This window comes from Anaeromyxobacter sp. SG17, from assembly GCF_022690695.1.
Classification (GTDB): domain Bacteria; phylum Myxococcota; class Myxococcia; order Myxococcales; family Anaeromyxobacteraceae; genus Anaeromyxobacter; species Anaeromyxobacter soli.
Genome location: NZ_JALCYX010000025.1, coordinates 41,516 through 61,182 on the forward strand (window position 1 = coordinate 41,516; position 19,667 = coordinate 61,182).

The 19,667-nt window shown below is 74.5% G+C and carries 17 protein-coding genes; 9 read left to right on the forward strand and 8 right to left on the reverse strand.

Annotated features, from left to right (window positions below; translation table 11 throughout):
- Positions 1–94 precede the first annotated feature (94 nt).
- The gene (locus MNY60_RS11650) at positions 95–1,486 is read right to left on the reverse strand and encodes a sigma-54 dependent transcriptional regulator (protein ID WP_242360649.1); all 1,392 of its coding nucleotides are present in this window, start codon (positions 1,484–1,486) and stop codon (positions 95–97) included.
- Positions 1,487–2,935, reverse strand: coding sequence for a sensor histidine kinase (locus MNY60_RS11655; RefSeq protein ID WP_242337264.1), 1,449 nt, complete (start codon positions 2,933–2,935; stop codon positions 1,487–1,489). It abuts the gene before it with no gap.
- Between the two features lie 192 nt (positions 2,936–3,127).
- On the opposite strand from MNY60_RS11655, the gene MNY60_RS24265 reads away from it, so the two are divergent.
- Both MNY60_RS24265 and MNY60_RS11665 read left to right on the forward strand, forming a co-directional pair.
- Positions 3,128–3,889 carry an energy transducer TonB gene (locus MNY60_RS24265; protein WP_242337266.1) on the forward strand — a complete coding sequence of 254 codons (762 nt, stop codon included), beginning with the start codon at positions 3,128–3,130 and terminating at the stop codon, positions 3,887–3,889.
- 65 nt (positions 3,890–3,954) lie between these two features.
- Entirely contained in the window at positions 3,955–5,205 is a 1,251-nt protein-coding gene (locus MNY60_RS11665) for an RsmB/NOP family class I SAM-dependent RNA methyltransferase (protein ID WP_242337268.1), read from the forward strand.
- Between the two features lie 170 nt (positions 5,206–5,375).
- On the opposite strand, the gene MNY60_RS11670 is transcribed toward MNY60_RS11665, so the two are convergent.
- Both MNY60_RS11670 and ilvD read right to left on the reverse strand, forming a co-directional pair.
- Positions 5,376–6,752 carry an IS4 family transposase gene (locus MNY60_RS11670; RefSeq protein WP_242337270.1) on the reverse strand — a complete coding sequence of 459 codons (1,377 nt, stop codon included), beginning with the start codon at positions 6,750–6,752 and terminating at the stop codon, positions 5,376–5,378.
- Positions 6,753–6,830: 78 nt separating this feature from the next.
- Positions 6,831–8,510 carry a dihydroxy-acid dehydratase gene (gene ilvD, locus MNY60_RS11675; protein WP_308197056.1) on the reverse strand — a complete coding sequence of 560 codons (1,680 nt, stop codon included), beginning with the start codon at positions 8,508–8,510 and terminating at the stop codon, positions 6,831–6,833.
- Positions 8,511–8,613: 103 nt separating this feature from the next.
- On the opposite strand from ilvD, the gene MNY60_RS11680 reads away from it, so the two are divergent.
- The 4 genes from MNY60_RS11680 to MNY60_RS11695 all read left to right on the forward strand — a co-directional run bounded on the left by MNY60_RS11680 (position 8,614) and on the right by MNY60_RS11695 (position 12,483).
- A complete protein-coding gene (locus MNY60_RS11680; RefSeq protein ID WP_242337272.1) occupies positions 8,614–9,285 on the forward strand; it encodes a CoA pyrophosphatase in 672 nt (223 codons plus the stop codon).
- Between the two features lie 56 nt (positions 9,286–9,341).
- Positions 9,342–10,961: a hypothetical protein gene (locus MNY60_RS11685; RefSeq protein WP_242337274.1), complete on the forward strand. Its 1,620-nt coding sequence runs from the start codon at positions 9,342–9,344 to the stop codon at positions 10,959–10,961.
- Positions 10,962–10,971: 10 nt separating this feature from the next.
- Positions 10,972–11,562 carry a HEAT repeat domain-containing protein gene (locus MNY60_RS11690; RefSeq protein WP_242337276.1) on the forward strand — a complete coding sequence of 197 codons (591 nt, stop codon included), beginning with the start codon at positions 10,972–10,974 and terminating at the stop codon, positions 11,560–11,562.
- Between the two features lie 66 nt (positions 11,563–11,628).
- Positions 11,629–12,483: a tetratricopeptide repeat protein gene (locus tag MNY60_RS11695; protein ID WP_242337278.1), complete on the forward strand. Its 855-nt coding sequence runs from the start codon at positions 11,629–11,631 to the stop codon at positions 12,481–12,483.
- A 54-nt stretch (positions 12,484–12,537) separates the two neighbouring features.
- On the opposite strand, the gene MNY60_RS11700 is transcribed toward MNY60_RS11695, so the two are convergent.
- Together MNY60_RS11700 and MNY60_RS11705 are read right to left on the reverse strand one after the other, a co-directional pair.
- Positions 12,538–12,951 carry a response regulator gene (locus MNY60_RS11700; protein ID WP_242337280.1) on the reverse strand — a complete coding sequence of 138 codons (414 nt, stop codon included), beginning with the start codon at positions 12,949–12,951 and terminating at the stop codon, positions 12,538–12,540.
- Positions 12,952–13,115: 164 nt separating this feature from the next.
- Positions 13,116–13,313, reverse strand: coding sequence for a hypothetical protein (locus MNY60_RS11705; RefSeq protein ID WP_242337282.1), 198 nt, complete (start codon positions 13,311–13,313; stop codon positions 13,116–13,118).
- Between the two features lie 191 nt (positions 13,314–13,504).
- Between MNY60_RS11705 and MNY60_RS11710 the strand changes: the two genes are divergently transcribed.
- Together MNY60_RS11710 and MNY60_RS11715 are read left to right on the forward strand one after the other, a co-directional pair.
- Entirely contained in the window at positions 13,505–14,893 is a 1,389-nt protein-coding gene (locus MNY60_RS11710; RefSeq protein ID WP_242337284.1) for an IgA Peptidase M64, read from the forward strand.
- A 135-nt stretch (positions 14,894–15,028) separates the two neighbouring features.
- The gene (locus tag MNY60_RS11715) at positions 15,029–16,771 is read left to right on the forward strand and encodes an acyl-CoA dehydrogenase family protein (RefSeq protein WP_242337286.1); all 1,743 of its coding nucleotides are present in this window, start codon (positions 15,029–15,031) and stop codon (positions 16,769–16,771) included.
- A 128-nt stretch (positions 16,772–16,899) separates the two neighbouring features.
- Here the strand turns inward: MNY60_RS11715 and MNY60_RS11720 are convergent, their stop codons facing one another.
- Entirely contained in the window at positions 16,900–17,595 is a 696-nt protein-coding gene (locus tag MNY60_RS11720) for a glycine cleavage system protein H (protein ID WP_242337288.1), read from the reverse strand.
- Between the two features lie 407 nt (positions 17,596–18,002).
- Here MNY60_RS11720 and MNY60_RS11725 point away from each other — a divergent pair, with 407 nt between their 5' ends.
- On the forward strand, positions 18,003–18,608 hold the full coding sequence (locus MNY60_RS11725) for a hypothetical protein (protein ID WP_242337290.1): 606 nt from the start codon (positions 18,003–18,005) through the stop codon (positions 18,606–18,608).
- Here MNY60_RS11725 and MNY60_RS11730 read toward each other — a convergent pair whose 3' ends face one another.
- The gene (locus MNY60_RS11730) at positions 18,609–19,430 is read right to left on the reverse strand and encodes a hypothetical protein (protein WP_242355031.1); all 822 of its coding nucleotides are present in this window, start codon (positions 19,428–19,430) and stop codon (positions 18,609–18,611) included.
- Positions 19,431–19,667: the final 237 nt, after the last annotated feature.

Sequence of the window (19,667 nt, forward strand, 5' to 3'; positions counted from 1 at the left end):
ATTCTCCGGGCGCCCCGATTTCTGTCGCGCCGCGGGATGGCGCCCGCTCGCTCCCCCGGAGAGCGCCGAGCGCGAAGGGGCGCTCGACCGGGGCTCACGGCGCCTTGAAGTCCTCGGAGCGGAGCCCGTGCTTGCGGAGCAGGCGGTGGAGGCTCTCCCGCTCGAGCCCCGCCCGCTCCGCCGCGCGCGTGACGTTCCCCTCGAACTCCCTCAGGAGCGCGACCAGGTACTCGCGCGTGACCCGCTCCCGCGCGCCCGCGACCGCGTCCCGGTAGGGCAGGGCGGCGAGCGCCCCCGCGGGCGTCGCCACGGCGGGCGTGGAGGCGATCTCGGGAGTGAGGTCCGCGAGCGTGATGCGGTCCCCGCCCGCCACCGCCACGGCGCGCTCGATGGTGTTCTCGAGCTCGCGCACGTTGCCCGGCCATTCGTGGCTCGCGAGCCGCACGAGGGCCTCCGGCTCGATGGCGGTGATGTTCCGGCGCAGCGCGCGCGCGTGCTTCTCGAGGAAGTGCGCGGCGAGGAGCGGCGTGTCCTCGGCGCGCTCGCGCAGGGGCGGGAGCGTCACCGCGATCACGTTGAGCCGGTAGAAGAGGTCCTCCCTGAACCGGCCGGCCCGAACCTCGTCGCGGAGGTCCCGGTGGGTCGCGGCGATGATGCGGACGTCGACCTTCACCGGCGTGCTCTCGCCCACCCGCCGGATCTCCTTCTCCTGGAGGGCGCGGTTGAGCTTCACCTGCGCGGGCAGGGGCAGCTCGCCGACCTCGTCGAGGAAGAGCGTGCCGCCCTCCGCCTCCTCGAACAGGCCCCGCTTCGCGGCGGCGGCGCCGGTGAACGCGCCGCGCGCGTGGCCGAACAGCTCGCTCTCCACGAGCTCGCCCGGCAGCGCGCCGCAGTTCACCGCGACGAAGCGGCGCTCGCGCCGCGCGGAGTGGTAGTGGACGGCGCGCGCGGCGAGCTCCTTGCCGGTGCCGGTCTCGCCGAGCACGAGCACGGTCGCGTCCACCTGCGCGGCCTTCTCGAGCAGCGCGTACACCTCGCGCATCCGGGCGCTGCGGCCGATGAGGTTGTGGAAGGCGTCCTCGTCGCCGGGTGCGGCGGTGCGGCGGGCAGCGTCCACGAGCCGCTTGTGCTCGGCGGCGCGCGCCACGACCGCGAGCGCGGCGTCCGGGTCGAACGGCTTCTCGAGGTAGTCGAACGCGCCCTGCTTCATCGCGCGCACGGCGTCGGCGACGGTCGCGTAGCCCGTCATCATGACCACCTCGGTGGTCGGCGCGCGCGCCTTCACCGCCGCGAGGAGCTCGAAGCCGTCCGCGCCGGGCATGCGGATGTCGGTCATCACGACGTCGTAGGCGCGGGTCGCCACGAGCGCGAGCGCGCTCGCGCCGTCCTGCGCGGTCTCGACCTCGAAGCCGTCCGCGAGGATCTTCGCGAGCAGCTTGCGCATGTTCTCCTTGTCGTCCGCGACGAGGATCCGCACCGGCTCCATCTACGCCTCCGCCCGGCCCGCGCGGGCCGGGAGCCTGAGCGCGAAGCGCGCGCCCCCGCCGTCGCCCGCGTCGGCCGCCAGATCTCCGCCGTGCGCCCGCGCGATGGCGCGCGACACGGCGAGCCCGAGGCCGGTCCCGCGGGGCTTCGTGGTGAAGAAGGGCTCGAACAGCTTCCCGCGGTCGGCGGTGTCGATGCCGGGTCCGGAGTCCTCCACCGACACCTCCGCGGTGCCGTCCTGCGCCGCGAGGCGGACCGCCACCCTCCCGCCCGGACCGGCCGCCTCGGCGGCGTTCCGCACGAGGTTCACGAGGACCTGCCGGAGCTTCTCGGGGTGGCCCGGCGCGACGGCGCCGCCGGCGACCGACACCACCACGCCCTCGAGCAGCCGCGCGTCCCGCAGCCGGGAGACGACGTCGTCGGTGAGGGCCCGCAGATCGACCGGCTGCGCCGCGGCCGGCAGCGGCCGGGAGAGGTCGAGCAGCCCGTCCACGATCTCCTTCGCGCGCAGGGTCTCCTCCTCGATGACCGCGAGGTCCTCGGCCACCGCAGGGTCGGCCTTCTTCCGGAGGAGCTTCGCGTAGCCGAGGATGACGCCGAGCGGGTTGTTGATCTCGTGGGCGACCCCGGCGGCGAGGCGGCCGATCCCGGCCAGCTTCTCCGACTCCACCAGGCGGTCCTGGTGCTCGCGCAGGGCGGCGGTGGTGGCGTTCCACTGCCGCGCGAGCGCCTCGAGCTCGGGGGCCCCGTGCACCTCGATGCGCGCGTCGAGCTCCCCTGCCGCGATGCGCGCCGCGCCCGCCTGGAGCTGCGCGACCGGCGTCGCGATCGACCGGCCGATCACCACCGAGACGATCACCGCCACCCCCGGCGCCGCGACGAGGAGCCCGACGAGGAACCCGAGCGTCCGGCGCTGGACGGCCTCGGCCTCCTGGCGGAAGGCGCGGATCTTGGTCTCGAAGCGCTCGACGAGGGCCTGGGTGAGGTCCTGGATCCGCGTCACGACGAGCTGGGCGCGGCCGTGCTCGAGCTTCACGCTCGCGTGCTCGCCCGAGAGCACGGCCGGCACGATCCGCTCGCGGAAGATGCCATCGAGCCGGCCGCTCTCCGCCTCGATCCGGTCCACGAGCGCGCGCTCCTCCGGCTCCTCCGCCGCCTGACGGAGCGCGCGCGTGAGCCGGAGCACGGTCTCGCGCGAGGTAGCGTAGAAGCCGAGGTGCGAGGTGTCGCCGATGATGATGGTGTGCGCCTGGTGCGCGTACTGGTCGCGCACCGCGCTCGCGAGCTCGAGCGAGAGGCGGACCCCCTCCTCGCGCGACTTCATCTCGGTGAGCCCGCGGTGGATCCGCATCGAGCCCGCGATGGCGACCGCAGACGCCGCGGCGAAGAGGAGCACCAGCGCCCCGAAGCCGAGCGCGAGCCGGCGCGCCGTTCCCGATCCGTATCGCATGCCTTCCTTCACGCGCGGCGCACCGCTCTCTCTCGAAGGGCCGGGCACGCGAGCCCGCGCCGGCCGGCAGCTCGAGGAGGGCACCGCTACCCCATCACAGTGTAGCGGGGGACGGAGGCGAGCGCCCGGATCGATGCTATCTAGGCTCCCGGAACGCCGCGTCGTAGTGACCCGCGGTGGAGAAGAGGCAAGGTGGCGGCGGATCGGGGGTTCAGGGTGATCTCGCGCGAGCCGGTGGGGGCGCGGCGGCTCGGGTTCACCGGCGGGGCCGTGGTCGCGCACGCGCTCGTGGTCTGGGTCGCGACCCGGTCACCGCCGCCGCCGCCGCGGCCGGCCGTCCCGCTCGACGTCCTGCTCGTCCCTCCGGGCGCGCTGCGCGAGCGGCTCCTGCTGCCCTCGCCGGCCCCCGCCCCCGAGCGCCGGGCTCCGGGGCCGCTGAGCCCCGCCCCCGGGCCCGCCCGTCGCCCGGATCCCCGCCGCCTCGTCCCTCCCAACGTGCCCGTCTCCGCCAGCGCACCGCCGCTCGAGGCGGTGGACCCGGGGGAGCTGCCGGCGCTCACCGGCGGGGAGGTCGCCTTCTCCGGCAAGGGCGGCGATCCGTACAGCCGGCTCCCGCGCGGCGGAGGAGGCGCCGGCGGCGGGATCGCGCCGGGGGGCGTCGAGGCGTCGGAGTGGCTCGTCCTGCACCAGCGCGAGATCGTTCGGCGCATCCAGGAGCGCGCCTCCACGCGGCCCTACCCCATCGTCGCCGCGGCCATGGGCTGGACGGGCCTCGTGCGAGTCGCCTTCACGATCCGGACGGACGGGAGCGTCGCCGACCTTCGGGTCGTGAAGTCGAGCGGAAGGCAGGTCCTCGACGAGTGCGCCCTCGAGGACGTCCGCGCCTCGGCCCCGTTTCCTCGCCCGTCGGAGGAGCAGTCGGTCGAGGTCCCCATCCTCTACGTGCTCACCTGATGCGCGCCGTCACCCGCCCGGCGGGCGGCTTGCACCGAGGCCCGGCTCGCGCGGAGGATGCGCCCGTGCGACCGAGACCCGAGGAGCGGCTGCGCGAGATCCCCTGGCACGCGCTCGCCGGACGGGCAGCCGCGCTCGACGCGCCGCTCGCGGAGATCCTCGGCGGCGCGGCAGCGGAGCGGGTGGTCGATCGCGTCCTGCGCGGCGAGCGCGCGCTTCCGGGCGAGGCGCGACGGGCGTTCGCGGAGGCGCTCTTCGGCGTGGCGCTGTGGCGGCGCCGCCTGCGGGCCCAGCTCGGCGATCCGGACGCGCCGCCGCGCCTGCTCCTCGGCGCGCTGCTGCGCGACCTCGCCCTCCGCCCCGACGCGGAGACGCTCGCGGCGCTCGCGCCGGGCGCGCTGCCCCCGCCCCGACCGGCGCCCACCGCCCTCGCCGATCGCGCCTCGCTCCCCGACTGGCTCGCGGCAGAGCTCGTCGCTGCGGCCGGGGACGAGGCGGACGCGCTCGCCGACGCGCTCGACCTCCCCGGGCCGATCTGCCTGCGCGTGAACCTGCTCCGCGCCACGCGCCAGGCGGCGGCCGCGCGGCTCGCCGCGGAAGGCGTCGCGACCCGGGCCGGGCGCCTCGCCCCCGCCTGCCTCGTGGTCACCTCGGCGCGGCCCAACGTCTTCGGCCTCGAGGCCCACCGCGCCGGGATCGTCGAGGTGCAGGACGAGGGGAGCCAGCTCCTCGGCGCGCTCGTCGGAGCGCGACCGGGGGAGACGATCCTCGACGCCTGCGCGGGCGCGGGCGGGAAGACGCTCCTGCTCGCGTCGGACGTCGGCGCGGCGGGGCGCGTGTTCGCCGTCGATCCCGACGCCGCGCGGCTCGACCGGCTGCGCGTGCGGGCGGCGCGCGCGGGCGCTGGACCCTCCGTGGTGATCCAGGGCGCCGCGGCGCCGGAGGCGCTCCTCGCGGATCGCGTCCTGGTGGACGCGCCCTGCTCCGAGCTGGGCGCGCTGCGCCGCGGGCCGGACCAGCGCTGGCGGATCGATCCGGCGAGCTTCCCGGCGCTCCCCGCGCTGCAGCTCGGGATCCTCGCGCGCGCCGCGCGCCACGTCCGGCCCGGCGGCCGGCTCGTCTACGCGACCTGCACGTTCCGGCGGCAGGAGGACGAGGAGGTGGCGCTCGCCTTCGAGGCGGGGCACCCGGAGTACGTGCGCGTGGCGCCCGCCGCGGACCCGGCGGTGATCACGGGAGAGCGGTTCGTGCGGACCTGGCCGCACCGGCACGGGACGGACGGGTTCTTCGCGGCGGTCTGGGAGCGCAGGGGGTGAGCGGCCGATCAATGATTCGCGAAACAGGCGAGCGAAGCGAGCCCGCCGGGGCGACGCCGCGGAAGCGGCGAAGCCGCTCGCGGCGGCGCACGGGACCCGGCGAGCAGGGGTGGGTCCCCGACGACGGCGGCCAGCCGTCGGCGGGGCGGGGGCGCAGCCCTCAGGATTGATCACATCCTGAGGGCCAGCGCCGCTCCGCGCTCGAGTAACAGCAGGTCTTCGTAGCCCCTTCCGAGCACCTGCCAGCCCGGTTCGCCGTTGTTCTTGATATGCCCGCCGAGCTTCGCGACGGCGAACATCGCGTCGCGAATGGTGGGTTCCTCCCGGAGCTTCACGTCGGGGTGCCGCTGCAGGAGCATCAGCTTGAGGGGGGAGAGGACGCGGTCCGCCGGCAGATCTGCGTCATCGCGGGAGAGCTGGCGTAACGCCAACAGCTGCCAGGCGATGGGTGTGAACACCGCGAGCGCATTCAGGAGCGCGTGCTTCGATTCGAGCTGGCGCTTCTCGTACGCGCATCCCTGCTTCAGCGCGCGGAAGAACTCCTCGATAACCCACCGGGCGCGGTACGCGTCGACGATAGCTGCCACGTCTTCGGCGGTCTCGACGGGCTCGGTCGTGACCAGTCGCCACTCGACCGGATCGATGCCACGCCCGACGTTCTTCTCGCGAACGCGCACCACGTTGAGGCGCAGGCGTTCGGGAACGCGCGCGCCGAGATGTGAGGGGCGCAGGATCGTCACGGAGCAGGCGGTCACGGAGAGCGTTGCCGAACGCTCCCTCCGGTAGGGATGCTTCTTCGCTCGGCTCGGAGGATCTCGCCGTTGGGGCGACCTCGCCGAGAGCGCCACCTGCCGCGTGAGCAGCGCCCTCTTGCCCCTGAGGACATCGCTGATGCGGCCCCGCCCCAGCGCAGTCTCTGTGGCGCGGTCGAACTGCAGCCGAACGACGAAGCGTCGGTTCTCCGACGCGAGTGCCGCGAACAGCTCGTATCCGTCGGCTTCGCGATCCATGACATGCACCGCGGAAACGCGCTCGCCGAGTTCCGCGTCCGCGCGCCGAACGAGGTCCACCCAGCGACGCGACTCCTTGTCTTCCATGGGCCGACGCTCGCGATGGCGTGGCGTCCGGCCCCCGCGCTCACGAAACACGGTTTCGATGCCGAGCACGCCGAGGGGCGCGCGGTCGCGAGCAGCCACCGCGAGCGCGAAGTGGCCGAGGAAGCCGTGCGTCGTGTCACCTGCTATTCGGCCGAGACCTTCGCGCTCCGAGCTGAACCGGAACTCCGAGCTGTCGTGCGCGACCACGACGGCGCCCGCGCTCGCGCACCGACTGACGGTGGCGCGAACGTGCGGTACCAGCACCACCTCGGGGGTTACGGCCTCGTTTCCGAGAAACCTGTACGTGGCCTCCAGCGCCGCGTCCGATCCGGCCGCCTTCGGGAAGCTCCGATCGGGCGCCTTCGCGATCTGCTCCGCGAGGCGAACGAGCCGCTTGCTCAGCCGCTTGTCACCGAAGTCCGCCGTGTCGACCTCGCCGCGGATGTCCATGGCGAGGGTAGATCACGGCGGGGCGCTGAACGCCAGATGTGTAGGATCCTGAGGGCGCAGCCCCCGTTCGAACATGTCCTACAGCTCCGTCTTCATGACCGCGCCCGCGGACGCGTTCGACACGAGCAGCGCGTAGCGCCTGAGCCAGGAGGAGCGGACCTCCTTGCGCTTCGGGCGGAAGCCCTCGCGCCGCCGGGCGAGCTCCGTGTCGGGGACGTCCACGGTGAGCGCGCGCGCCGCCACGTCGATGGTGATGGGATCGCCGTCCTGCACGAGGCCGAGGGGCCCGCCCTCGGCGGCCTCCGGCGACACGTGCCCGACGCAGGCGCCGCGCGTCGCGCCGGAGAAGCGGCCGTCCGTGACGAGCGCGACCTGGTCGCCGAGGCCCATGCCCTGGATGAGCGCCGTGGGCGAGAGCATCTCCTGCATGCCCGGCCCGCCCCTCGGCCCCTCGTAGCGGATGACCACGAAGTGCCCGGGCTTCACCTTGCCGGCCATGATCCCGGCGGTCGCCTCGTCCTGCGAGTCGAAGCAGATCGCGCGGCCGGTGAACCTCCGCATCGAGGGCTCGATGCCGGCGGTCTTCACCACCGCGCCCTCCGGCGCGAGGTTGCCGAACAGCACCGCGAGGCCGCCCACGGGCGAGTAGGCCTCCTCGAGCGGATGGATCACGGTGCGATCCTTGATCTCCGCCTCGCGGATGCGCTCGCCGACCGTCTCGCCGCTCACGGTGAGCGCGTCCTCGCGGACGAGCCCCCCGCGCCGCGCCACCTCGTGCAGCACCGTCGGGACGCCGCCCGCGCGGTGGATGTCTTCCATGTGCACGGTGGACAGCGACGGCGCGATCTTCGCGATGTGCGCGACCTTCCCCGCGATCGCTTCGATGTCCTTCAGGTCGAGGGCGACGCCCGCCTCGCGCGCGATGGCGAGCATGTGCAGCACGGTGTTCGACGAGCCGCCCATCGCCATGTCGACCACCATCGCGTTGTGGATGGCGTCCTTCGTGACGATGCGCCGCAGCCGGAAGCGCTCGTCGCCGGCGATCTCCACCGCCCGGCGCGCCGCGCGGCGCAGGAGCGCCTCGCGCTCCGGGGTGAGCGCCAGGATGGTCCCGTTGCCGGGGAGCGCGATGCCCATCGCCTCGCAAAGGACGTTCATCGAGTTCGCGGTGAACATCCCGGAGCACGAGCCGCCGGAGGGGCAGGCGCGGCACTCGATGTCGTGCAGCTCGGCGTCGCCCATCTCCCCGCGGGCGCGCTTGCCGACCGCCTCGAACATCGTGGTGAGGTCGATGGGCGTGCCGTCCGCCTTGTGGCCCGCCTTCATCGGCCCGCCGGAGACGAACACCGTCGGCACGTCCACCCGGAGCGCGCCCATCACCATGCCGGGGACGATCTTGTCGCAGTTCGGGATGCAGACGAGCGCGTCGAGGCAGTGCGCGTTCATCATCGTCTCGATCGAGTCGGCGATGAGCTCGCGCGAAGGCAGGCTGTAGAGCATGCCCGCGTGCCCCATGGCGATCCCGTCGTCCACGCCGATGGTGTTGAACTCGAAGGGGACGCCGCCCGCCTTGCGGATCTCGTCCTTCGCGATCCGGCCGTACTCCTGGAGGAAGAAGTGGCCCGGGATGATGTCCACGTGGCTGTTCGCGATCCCGACGAACGGCTTGTCGAAGTCGGCGTCGGTGAGGCCGGTCGCGCGGAGCAGGCTGCGGTGGGGGGCCCGCTCGAACCCCTTCTTGATCATGTCGCTGCGCACGTTCCGGTTGTCCCCATTCGGCCACCGGGTTGTCAACCCGCGCGGCTTGACCGCCCGCCCGCCCGCTCGCGGCGAGGGCGCCGTCCGGTTATGAGCACGGGCGATGGCCGCGCCCGCTCCGAGCTTCGAGGAGGCGATCGCCCGCGTTCGCGCCGCGCTCGCCGAGCGGCCGGCGCGCGCGCTCGAGGTGCCCGGCTTCCGGCGCGCGGGCGTGCTCGTCCCGATCCTGGCGCGGCCCGAGGGCCCCACGCTGCTCTTCACCCGCCGCACCGAGACGCTCCCGCACCACAAGGGCGAGATCTCGTTCCCCGGTGGCGGCTGCGCGCCGCGCGAGAGCGCCTTCGCCGCGGCGCTGCGCGAGGCCGACGAGGAGGTCGGGCTCGCGCCCGGCGGCGTGGAGCTGCTCGGCGCGCTCGACGACGTCCCGAGCATCGCGCGCTACGTCGTCACCCCCGTGGTCGCGGCGGTGCCCGCCCCGCCCCCCGCCTTCGTGCGCGCCGAGGCCGAGGTCTCCGAGCCGTTCGAGCTGCCGCTCGCCCGGCTGCTCGACCCGGGGAACCGGCGCGCCTCGCTGTGGGATCCGGCGCGGCTTCCGGCCGAGGCCGCCGCGGCGCTCCTCTCGGTGCGGGTGCCGTTCGAGGAGGTGGACGCAGCGACCGGCCAGTGGCGGGTGTGGTCGTTCCACGCCGATCCGGCGCGCGTCGTGTGGGGGCTCACCGCCCGCGTGCTCGCGGATCTGCTCGACCGCGCGTTCCACGGGGAGCTCCCGCGTTGAGGCGCCCCGTCCTCGCGGGTCGCCGGGCCCCGCGGTGGAGCTTAGGATGTCGGACGGTGCGCAGACGACTCGCCCCCGCCGCGGTCCTCGCCTTCGCCTGCGCGCTCGCCTGTGGCGGCGGGTCGAAGAGCAGCGGGACCGAAAAGACGTGCAAGGCCGCGATCGACTGCGGCGGCGTCCTCGTCTGCATCGCCGGAAAGTGTGCGGCGGCGGCGCCCGTCTCCGCGGCCTGCTCGCCGCCTTCCCACCCCACGGCCGTCCTCGGCGATCCCATGACGGCGCCCGATCCCGGCACCGCCTGCCAGACCCCCATCCGCGCGCCGGTGTACCCGGGGGCCCAATCGCTCGGGGAGCTCCCGGTCGGCGCCCAGGCGCAGTTCCAGGTGCCGCCGGGGACCTGGAGCGTGACGGTGGTCTCCCAGGAGGTCGCCGGCTCGGCGCCCGACTTCGTCTACCTCGAGACCGGGCAGGCGTGCGGCGTGACGGCGGACTGCGGGGCCGGGGTGCAGTGCGTGAGCGGACAGTGCGCGTTCGGGATCCCGAACTCGGTGGTCCCCACCGGCGTCACCGCACCCGACTCCCGGGTCTTCTACGACGAGCTCGCCAAGATCCCCCAGGACGCGAACGGCTATCCCGACTACACCGGCCTCCTCGGCTACTACGGGGGGTTCACGCCCGTCTCCGGCGCGCTCACGCTCCCCAACACCTCCCCCGGCCTGGACGCCGCGCGCAGCGCGGGCGGGCTGCCGCCCGGCACCTGGACGCTCACGGTCAACGACTACGCCTACGAGTGCGCCGCGATGTCGGGGTGCACCGGGGGGAGCAGCTCGAGCCGTTACGACGTGCAGGTCCTCACGCGCGCGGGCCCCATCACCTCCACCGGCACGCTCGACGTCGACGTCTACGTCGCGTCGGCGAGCGCGACCGCGGCGGGGCTCGCGCACGACCCGCAGCTCGCGCGCCTGTTCCAGAGCGTGGCGGCGGTGCTCGGACACGCGGGCCTCTGCCTCGGCAGCGTGGTGCTCCACGACCTGCCGGCGTGGGCGCAGTCGAGGTACGCGAACGTGAACATCGACTCCACCGGCCCGTGCGATCCGCTCTCGCAGCTCTTCACGCTCGCCGAGGCGCAGCGCCCGTCGATCCACCTCTTCCTCGTGGACGAGCTCACCGTCACCGCGAACGACCCGAACGACCCGTTCGCGATCGTCGGCATCGACGGCTCGATCCCCGGCCCGTCCGGCGTCCCCGGCACCGTGAACGGGGGGGCGGTGGTGACGCTCGCGGACCTGGGCATGGGGAGCTGCGGCGGGACGGTCGACATCGCGCATTGCGGCACGGACCGCATGGCCTTCATCGTGGCGCACGAGGCGTCCCACTGGCTCGGCCTGTACCACACGACCGAGCGGTCCGGCACGATGTTCGACCCGCTCTCCGACACGCCCACCTGCGCCTGCGCGACCTGCGCGCCGGTCGCCGATCGGGCGACCTGCGAGGACAAGCTCACCGACCCCTCGCAGACGCCCTTCGACGTGACCGGCGCCGACTGCTCCGGCGCAGGCACCACCTGCGCCGGCGCCTCGAACCTCATGTTCTGGCTGCTCGACGACACCCGCTCGAACGGGTCGGTCACGCCGCAGCAGTCCGAGGTCATGCGCCTCAACCCTGCGGTCCGCTGACGGAGCCTCCATGACCGCTGCCCTCGCCGCCCTCGCGCTCGCCCTCGTCTCCTCCACCGGTGCCGCCCGCGCGCCCGCGTGCACGCCCCCCGGCGCGAGCGCGCCGGAGGCCGGGGCCCGCCCGTGCGATCCCGCCGTGCGCGCGAGGACGCTCGAGCTCCTCGGCGCGATCGATCGTCCGATCCGGCCGGAGACCTGGCGCGCGCTCGGGCCGGACGCCGAGCCGGTGCTCGCCGAGGTCGCGGCCTCCGACGCGCTCCCCACCCGCCGCGCCCTCGCGCTCGAGGGGCTCGCCGCCATAGGCGGCGCGCGCGCCGAGAAGCTGCACCGCTCGCTCGCGGCCGACACCCACGAGCCGCGCGCCGTCCGCCGCGCCGCGATCCGCGGCCTCGGCCGGCTCGTCCCCCGGGAGAAGCTCGACGCCACGCTGCGCCCGCTCCTCGAGCGCGATCCGGATCGCGGCGTCCGCGCCGGCGCCGCCGAGGTGCTCTCTCGCCGCTCCCCCGCCTCGTCCTGCGCCGCCATCCGCGCGCAGGCCCGGCGCGAGGGGACCGCCGGGAGCGGGCTCTTCGCGCGCGCGCTCGCCGCCTGCGAGCGGTAGCGACCCCATCGCGCGCCTCGTGACGCGACCCGCTCCACCGGGCTCCGCGCTATCCTCCCCACCTCCGTGCTCGCCCTCCTCGTCGCGCTCGCGCTCGCTCAGGCCCCCGGCCTCCCGCCCTCCGCCTGCGCGCTGCACCGCGCCCTCTTCCCGAGCGCGCCGCAGCCTCCCGGCGGCGAGCCCGGCTGCGCCGACGCGCTGAAGGAGGCGTGCGACTCCGGCCGGCGCCTCGCGTGCCACGGGCTCGCGCGCGTGCTCGAGGCGGGGACCGCAGGCAGGCCCGATCCCGAGCGCGCGCTCGCGCTCTTCGCTCGCGCCTGCGCCGCCGGCGTCGCCGACGCGTGCGCGGGCGCGGCCGAGCTGCGCGCGGCGCGGGGCGATCGGGAGGGGGCCCGCGCTTCCCGCGAGGAGGGGTGCGCGATGGGCTCGGCCCGCGCGTGCGCGCTGCTCGCGGCGGACGCCCCGCCCGGCCGCGCCGACCGCCTCGCCGAGCGGGCCTGCGATCTCGGCGCCGCCGAGGGGTGCCTCGCGCTCGCCCGCGAGGCCGACGGCGAGCGACGGGGAGAGCTCCTGTGGCGGGCCTGTCGCCTCGGCGCGGACGCGGCCTGCGCTGCGATGGCGCTGCCCGCCGGCGAGGCGCGCTGCGCGGACGGCGACGGGGAGTCGTGCCTCGAGGCGGGGAAGGTGCTGCAGGAGGGGCGGGCGGCGCCGGCGGACGGCTCGCGCGCCGCGGAGCGCTACGCCCGCGCCTGCGAGCTCGGGCTCGCCGCGGGGTGCAGCCGCCTCGGCGTGCTCCTCCGCTTCGGCGCGGGCGTGCCCCACGACGAGGCGCGCGCCCGGGCGCTGTTCGAGCGCGCCTGCGCGGAGGGAGACGACGAGGGCTGCCGGCTGCGTGACGACCCGGTGCGGCTGGAGGAGTGACGGCGCCCCCCGCGCGCCGGGCTCATCATCGAGGACGGCGGGCGGAGCACGCCGTCACGCCGAAGGCTGGCCGGGTGGCGCGGCGCCGCCGGGGCGCGGCGCGTGGAGCGCGGCCCGGATCCCGGCGAGCAGCGCACCCTCCTCGATCGGCTTCGGCACGAAGACGTCGGCGCCGGCCGCGAACAGCTCGACGCGCGCCGCCGGGCGTCCGGAGATGCCCACCACCGGGAGGGAGGCGAGGCGGAGGTCCGGCGAGCGACGCAGCGCGGTGACGACCTCCGCGCCGCGCATGCCGGGCATCGCGTCGTCCACCAGCAGGAGGTCCGGCGGATCGGCGTGGGCGAGCGCGAGCGCGACCTCTCCCGACTCGGCCTCGAGGCACACGTGCCCCGCGTCCTCGAGCATGAGGCTCACGAGCCTGCGGACGAGGTGGTTGTCGTCGACGACCAGGATGCGGAGGAGCGCCATCGGTGCCGCCGGAGCAAGCTAGTGACGTGGGGGCGCGGAGGAGAAGCGGGAGGCGCCGTTCGCTCCGTCGAGCTACCGGGGTGACCGTACCGGCTTCACGGGGAGCGGCGCGCGACGCGATGCGAAACAGGTCCTGGGCCGATCGTCCGACGGGGGAAGGTCGTTCAGGGGTGCTGGCCCGCGTCGTCCTGCGGCTGGAACGCGGCCCACATGTCGCGGGCGTCGCGGACCTGCTCCATGAGCGCGATGCCGATCGCGCAGGCGAGGAAGACCGCCAGCGCGAGCATCCACGGGTGGAACTCGAGCAGGTCCCTCGGGCTCAGCGGAGCCCGCCCCTGCCGATCGTCGTTCCGCGCCGCCATGCCCGGTAAGTAGACCGCGCCCAGCGCACGATGCAACCCCTTCGGCGTGGTGCGCCCAGGCGTTCAGGCGCTCGCGGTTGGGGCCCTCCCACCTGGAGCCTCGCGATATCGGCGCAGAAGGGTCGGGGAGCCCCCGGCGTGGCGCGCGCCCCGGCCCGTGCGGTGCAGGCCCCGTACTACACTCCCGCGCCATGCTCGCCACCCTGCTCGCCGCCGTCAGCCTCGTCGCGGCGCCCCCGCGCACGCTCCGGGTCGACTACTTCCACACCGGCACCGCCACCGACGAGCGCTTCAGCCTCGATCGTGTGGTGCTCGAGCCCCTCCCCTTCCCCGGCCGGCCGGACCGTCCCGTCGACGACACGAACCTCGGCAAGTACTTCTTCGAGGTCCGCGACCTCGGCACGCAGAAGGTCCTCTACTCGCGCGGCTTCGCCTCGATCTTCGGCGAGTGGGAGCTGACCGACGAGGCGCGCAAGGCGAACCGGACGTTCTCCGAGTCGGTGCGCTTCCCGGCGCCCGCCGCGCCGGTGCAGCTCGTGGTGAAGAAGCGCGACGCGGAGCGGACGTTCCGCGAGGTCTGGTCGCTCGTGGTCGATCCGCACGATCGGTTCGTGGACGACTCTCGCCCGCCGTCGCCCGGCCCGGTCGTCGCCCTCCAGGACGCGGGCGACCCCGCGACGAAGCTCGACCTGCTGCTCGTCGGGGACGGCTACACCGAGAAGGAGCGCGCCAAGTTCGAGAAGGACGCGCGCCGGCTCCTGGAGATCCTCTTCGAGCACGAGCCGTACCGGTCGCGGCGCCGGGACTTCAACGTGTGGGGGATCTGCCCGCCGGCGGAGGAGCGCGGCGTCTCCCGCCCGCTCACGGGGATCCACCGCCGCAGCCGGGTCGGCGCCACGTACGACGCGTTCGGCTCGGAGCGCTACGTCCTCTCCTTCGAGAACCGCTCGCTGCGCGACGTGGCGTCCTTCGCGCCCTACGACGCGATCGCCATCCTCGTGAACGCCGAGACCTACGGCGGCGGCGGCATCTTCAACCTCTACGCCACCGTCGCCGCGGACAACCGCTGGGCGGGCTACATCTTCGTCCACGAGCTCGGCCACTCGCTCGCTGCGCTCGCCGACGAGTACTTCACCTCCGAGACCGCCTACCTGCCGAGCGAGGCGCGTCCCGAGCCGTGGGAGCCGAACGTCACGGCCGACCCGCACGCCGCGAAGTGGAAGGAGCTGCTCTCGCCGGGCGTGCCGCTGCCGACCCCGTGGCCGAAGGAGGAGTTCACCCGCCGCGCGAAGGAGTTCCAGGAGCAGCGCAAGGCGATCCGCGCGCGCAACGGGGCGGAGGCGGAGATGGACGCCCTCTTCCTCGCCCAGCAGAAGGAGGAGACGGCGCTCCTCTCCGCCGCCCCGACCGCCGGGAAGGTGGGCGCGTTCGAGGGCGCGAACTACGAGGCGAGCGGCTACTACCGGCCGGAGCTCGACTGCGTGATGTTCACGCGCGATCCGGTGCCGTTCTGCGCGGTGTGCCGGCGGGCGCTCTCGAGGGTGTTCGACCTGTACGCGGCCCCGGCGAAGGGACGCTGACCGGGACGCCGGGGAAGTCGCCCCACCGGCCGCGCCGCCGCTGCCCGACGTACCCCCTCGGGCCGGGCCATGCCCTCGCACCCGGATGGCGCGGCGCGTTATGATTCTCGAATCAACCGGCCCGGAGGCCTCCCGATGACCGACAAGAGGACCGCGAGCTTCATGCGCTCGCTCTGCATGGGCGAGATCGAGGAGGAGATCCTCCTCCCCTACCCGGAGCCGAAGACGGGCGAGAAGGAGACGCTGGCGGCGGTGCTCCAGACGCTCAAGTCGATGCTCGGCGGGCGCGAGCGCGACTTCCGCGCCTGGGATCGGGCCGGCGAGATGCCGAAGGACTTCGTGAGCGAGCTCAAGGACGCGGGCCTCTTCAGCCTCGTCATCCCGGAGGCGCACGGCGGGCTGGGGCTCGGCGCCACCGCCTACTCGCGCATCATGCAGGAGCTCGCCCGCTACGACGCCTCCGTGGCGGTGACCGTCGGCGCGCACAGCTCGATCGGCATGCGCGGCCTGCTCCTGTTCGGGACCGAGGAGCAGAAGGCTCGCTTCCTGCCGCGGCTCGCCACGGGCGAGCTCGTCGCCGCGTTCTGCCTGACCGAGCCGGGCGCCGGCTCGGACGCCGCCGGCATCAAGACGACGGCGGTGCGCGACGGCGACGACTGGATCCTGAACGGCGAGAAGCTCTGGATCACGAACGGCGGCATCGCCGACTTCTTCACGGTCTTCGCGAAGACCTCGCTCGACGGCCGCGGCCGGATCACCGCCTTCATCGTGACGCGCGACATGAAGGGCGTCTCGACCGGTCCCCACGAGGACAAGATGGGGATCCGCGCCTCGTCCACGACCACCGTCGTGCTCGAGGACGTCCGCGTCCCCTCGGCGAACGTGCTCGGCGAGATCGGGCAGGGCTTCAAGCTCGCCATGAAGATCCTGAACGCCGGGCGGACCGGGCTCGGGGGCGGCTCGGTGGGCGGCATGAAGCGGCTCATCGAGCTCGCGGTGCACCAGGCCCGCGACCGCGTGCAGTTCGGGCAGCCCATCGCGAGCTACGACTCGATCCAGCAGAAGATCGGCCAGATGGTCATCGACTGCTACGCCTCGGAGAGCGTCGTGAACCTCGTCGCCGGGCTCGTGGACCGCGGCTACGAGGACTACGCGGTCGAGGCGGCGATCTCGAAGGTGCTCTCGAGCGAGGCGCTGTGGCGGACCGCCGACGAGGCGCTCCAGATCGCGGCGGGCCAGGGCTACATGCGCGAGATGCCCTACGAGCTCGCGCTGCGCGACAGCCGCATCAACCGGATCTTCGAGGGCACGAACGAGATCCTGCGCCTGTTCATCGCGCTCACCGCCATGAACGACGTCGCCGAGGAGCTGAAGGACCTGTCGAGCTCCATGCGCGGGGTGTTCGCCGATCCCATCAAGGGCTTCGGGGTCCTCTCCGACTACGCCAAGCGGCGCGCCCAGCTCGCGACCGGCCTGCGCCGCGAGAAGGGCCGCTTCACGCTCCTCCACCCGTCGCTCGCCCCGGAGGCGGCGCTCTTCGAGGAGGCCGCGACCGCGCTCGCGCGGGCCGCGGACCGGATCCTCCGCAAGCACGGCAAGAAGATCATCGGCGAGCAGCTCGCGACGCGGCGCCTCGCGGACATCATGGTGGACCTGTTCGCGCTCGCGGCGGTGCTCGCGCGCGTCTCCACCAAGATCGACGATCGCGGCGAGGCGTCGGCGGAGATGGAGCGCCAGATCCTCCGCGCCCTCGCCCGCCAGGCGAAGCGGCGCGTCGACCAGAACCTCGCCGGCATCGACGAGAACGAGGACGCGACCGTGAAGCAGCTCGCGAAGCACGTCCTCGAGGCCGGCCGGTACGCCTGGGACAACCTCTGATGATGAGCGACGGATCGCGGTTCGCGGTCACTCGACCGCACGGAGCCGCGCCCTGAGGCCGGCGGCCCGCCCCCGCGTCTCGCCGGGACGGGCCGCCGCTCGCCGTCGGTCCGCTCCTCCCTCGCGCGTCACGCGGGGCGGAGGAACAGCGCGAGGACCCGCTGCCAGCCGTCCTCGCCGAGGGTGGAGGGCGCGGGGGGAGGGAGCGCGCCGCCGTCCGCCGCCGCGAGGCCGAGCTCCTCCTCGACGTAGCGGTCGAGCCGCTCGCGCTCCCGGCGCAGCCAGCCGCCGCCCTCGCGATCCTGCGGGAACGTCATGTAGACGCCGTCCGAGGGCGCGAGGGCGAAGAGCCAGCCGCGCCCGTAGGGCTCGCGCTTCACGAGGCCGGGATCGCCGCGCAAGGTCCCGTTCACGGCCACGACGCGCCCGTCCACCGGCGCGGTGATCCGGACGATGCGGCCGCCCGCCCGGACCACCGCCACGGGATCGCCGCGGCGCACCTGCATGCCGCGGCGAGGCAGCTCGACCGCGCTCGCCGAGGGGAGGAGCCGCTGCGCGAAGTCGTCGAGGCCCACGCGCAGCCCGCTCGCGGCGGGCGCGAGCCAGGTGTGGTTGGGCGCGTAGTACGCGTCCCGGCGGTAGGCGAGGTCGCCCGCGTCCGCCAGGGCGGCCTCGCGGCGGCGCTCACGCGCGCGCCAGGCGAGGGCGAGCGCGAGGGCGGGCAGCGCGAGCGCGAGGAGCCCGGCGAGGAACAGCGCCGAGCGCCCCGCAGCACCGAGGAGGAACGTTCCCAGCGCCTCGAGGATGGAGACGAACGTCGTCATGGTTGCGCTCCCTTTCTTCGCGGTCGAAGTCCCGGCGGGACACCCTCCAGCTTCGCAAGCGACGGGCCAGCGCTCCCGGGCCGGTGAGCCCTCGTTTTCGTTCGGGTCCGCGCTCCCGCGGCAACCCGCCGCGTGGAGGTTCTCAGCGGGCCCCCACGGTCGGCTGCCTGGAACCGCCCTGAATCCGCGCGCGTGGGCGGCGAACGTTGAGTCCGTCAACGCATGGTGAATTCCTCGCTGTCCTCCCGACCCGGCAGGCGCCCCCGCCCGCGCGGGAGCACCGCTCCCGTACGTCCCGGCGGCGAGGGCCCCATGAAGCGTGCCCGCCTCCCCCACAGGCGCGCACCCGGAGCCTTGCGTACCCTCGAGCCCGCGCGAACGTTGTCGTGCCGGAGGGCTCTTCCGCCATGTCGCGCACGCTCCTCGTCGTCGCCGCGCTCGCCGCGATCCCCGTCGTCTCCCGTCCGGAGCCGCCCCGGGCCGAGGGGACCATCGACGCAGGGGACGCGCAGGTGGAGGTGCTGGGGAAGCGCTACGCTCCGGGCGAGACGATCGAGCTCCCCGAGGGTTATCTGCGGGTGGAGGAGGCCGGACCCGAGGACGACGAGATCGGGTCGTTCACCGTCGTCCCGGCGGCGGCGCTCGCGCGCGCTGAGCCCCCCCCGGCGGCGAGCCCCGAGCAGGCGACGGCGCGCAGCGGCGCGCGCGCGCAGCCGGGCGCGGTGGCCGGCAACGGGACGGGAGCGGGGGAAGAGACGACGGCCCCGCGGAGGAGCGCGCACCCCGACTGCAGCGCCGAGCGCGCGGCCTACCTCGCCGAGATCTGGAAGCAGTCGGGGATCGAGGTCTCCGACCCGAAGGGCTTCCTCGCCGGCCTGGAGCAGACCGAGGAGGGCGCGGATCTCACGCTCGCGTGGTTCGCGCTCTCGACCGACGCCTTCCGCACCCTCGCGTGGTCGTCCGATGCTCGCGCCAAGGCGGCCGCGCTCGCGCGCTGCGCGCGGGGGAACTGATCACGCCGCCGCGACCGACTGCTCGGGGGTCTCCGGGGGCGGTGCGGGCCTGAGCGCAGCGAGCCGCTCGGCCGGCACCGACGGGCTCGCGTAGACGAGCTCGAGCGGCGCGCGCACGAACGCGTCGGGCAGGATGCCCACGCCGGAGAGGCCCAGGATGCGGTGGAGCTCGGGCTGCACGCCGAGGAACGGCGCGAGCGAGCGCGTCGCGCGGTGGACGAGCTCGGTGCAGGAGAGCCGCTCGAGGTCGGTGAAGTCGAGGTCGAAGTCGTAGGGCCGCCCGAGCTGGGCGAGCGCCACCTGGCGCACCACCGGCCACGCCTCCTCGAACGGGACCTCGCCGCCCCCGACGAGCCGGTCGCGCACGAGCCGCTCCTCCTCACCGAGGGCGCGGGGATCGTCCGCAGGCGCCTCGGCCCGCTGCCGGAGCCGGGCCGGGAAGCGCAGCACGACGAGCCGGTCGCAGCGGCAGAAGTCGAGCACGTCCTCGGTGAGGACGCCCTCCGCGATGGCGTGGATGACGATCTGCTCGCCGAGGGCCAGCCGCTCGCGGGCTCCCGCCGGAGCGAGGTCGCGGTCGGCGGGGGTGGTGCGGCCGAGGTACAGCCCCACGTGGCTGAACAGGCCGGGGATGAGCTTCCCGTCGAGGTACGCGTCGTAGCCGCGGACGAGCACGTCGCCGGGACGGACGCGGTCGATCACCGCGCGCGCGTCGCGGCCCTTCACCTTGTAGGAGCCGGGGTCGTAGACGATCCACATCGGGAAGCGGAACACCTTCACGTCGCCGAGCACGTCCATGAGCGCGTCTCGCACACGTCCCATCGGGACCTCCGGATCCGAAGGCCCCCGATGAGAGCACACTCAGCGTGAGAGCGCGATACCGACATCACGGTACGTCATTCCCGCTCGAGCGCCTCGAGCTCCGCGCGCCGGGCCGCCGCGCCGGCCTCCGCGGCCTCCGCCCGCGCGCGCGCCTCGTCCGCCCGCCGCAGGGCCACCTCGGCGGCGCGACGCGCTTCGCGGGCCCTGCCCTCCGCCTGCTCGAGCCGCTCGCGCGCC

What these genes read in the sequence shown, in the direction of transcription:
- MNY60_RS11650 (WP_242360649.1), bottom strand. Translation starts at nt 1,486, where the DNA reads ATGGAGCCGGTGCGGATCCTCGTCGCGGACGACAAGGAGAACATGCGC.
- MNY60_RS11655 (WP_242337264.1), bottom strand. Translation starts at nt 2,935, where the DNA reads ATGCGATACGGATCGGGAACGGCGCGCCGGCTCGCGCTCGGCTTCGGG.
- MNY60_RS11670 (WP_242337270.1), bottom strand. Translation starts at nt 6,752, where the DNA reads ATGGACATCCGCGGCGAGGTCGACACGGCGGACTTCGGTGACAAGCGG.
- MNY60_RS11680 (WP_242337272.1), top strand. Translation starts at nt 8,614, where the DNA reads ATGGCCGCGCCCGCTCCGAGCTTCGAGGAGGCGATCGCCCGCGTTCGC.
- MNY60_RS11690 (WP_242337276.1), top strand. Translation starts at nt 10,972, where the DNA reads ATGACCGCTGCCCTCGCCGCCCTCGCGCTCGCCCTCGTCTCCTCCACC.
- MNY60_RS11700 (WP_242337280.1), bottom strand. Translation starts at nt 12,951, where the DNA reads ATGGCGCTCCTCCGCATCCTGGTCGTCGACGACAACCACCTCGTCCGC.
- MNY60_RS11705 (WP_242337282.1), bottom strand. Translation starts at nt 13,313, where the DNA reads ATGGCGGCGCGGAACGACGATCGGCAGGGGCGGGCTCCGCTGAGCCCG.
- MNY60_RS11710 (WP_242337284.1), top strand. Translation starts at nt 13,505, where the DNA reads ATGCTCGCCACCCTGCTCGCCGCCGTCAGCCTCGTCGCGGCGCCCCCG.
- MNY60_RS11715 (WP_242337286.1), top strand. Translation starts at nt 15,029, where the DNA reads ATGACCGACAAGAGGACCGCGAGCTTCATGCGCTCGCTCTGCATGGGC.
- MNY60_RS11720 (WP_242337288.1), bottom strand. Translation starts at nt 17,595, where the DNA reads ATGACGACGTTCGTCTCCATCCTCGAGGCGCTGGGAACGTTCCTCCTC.
- MNY60_RS11725 (WP_242337290.1), top strand. Translation starts at nt 18,003, where the DNA reads ATGTCGCGCACGCTCCTCGTCGTCGCCGCGCTCGCCGCGATCCCCGTC.
- MNY60_RS11730 (WP_242355031.1), bottom strand. Translation starts at nt 19,430, where the DNA reads ATGGGACGTGTGCGAGACGCGCTCATGGACGTGCTCGGCGACGTGAAG.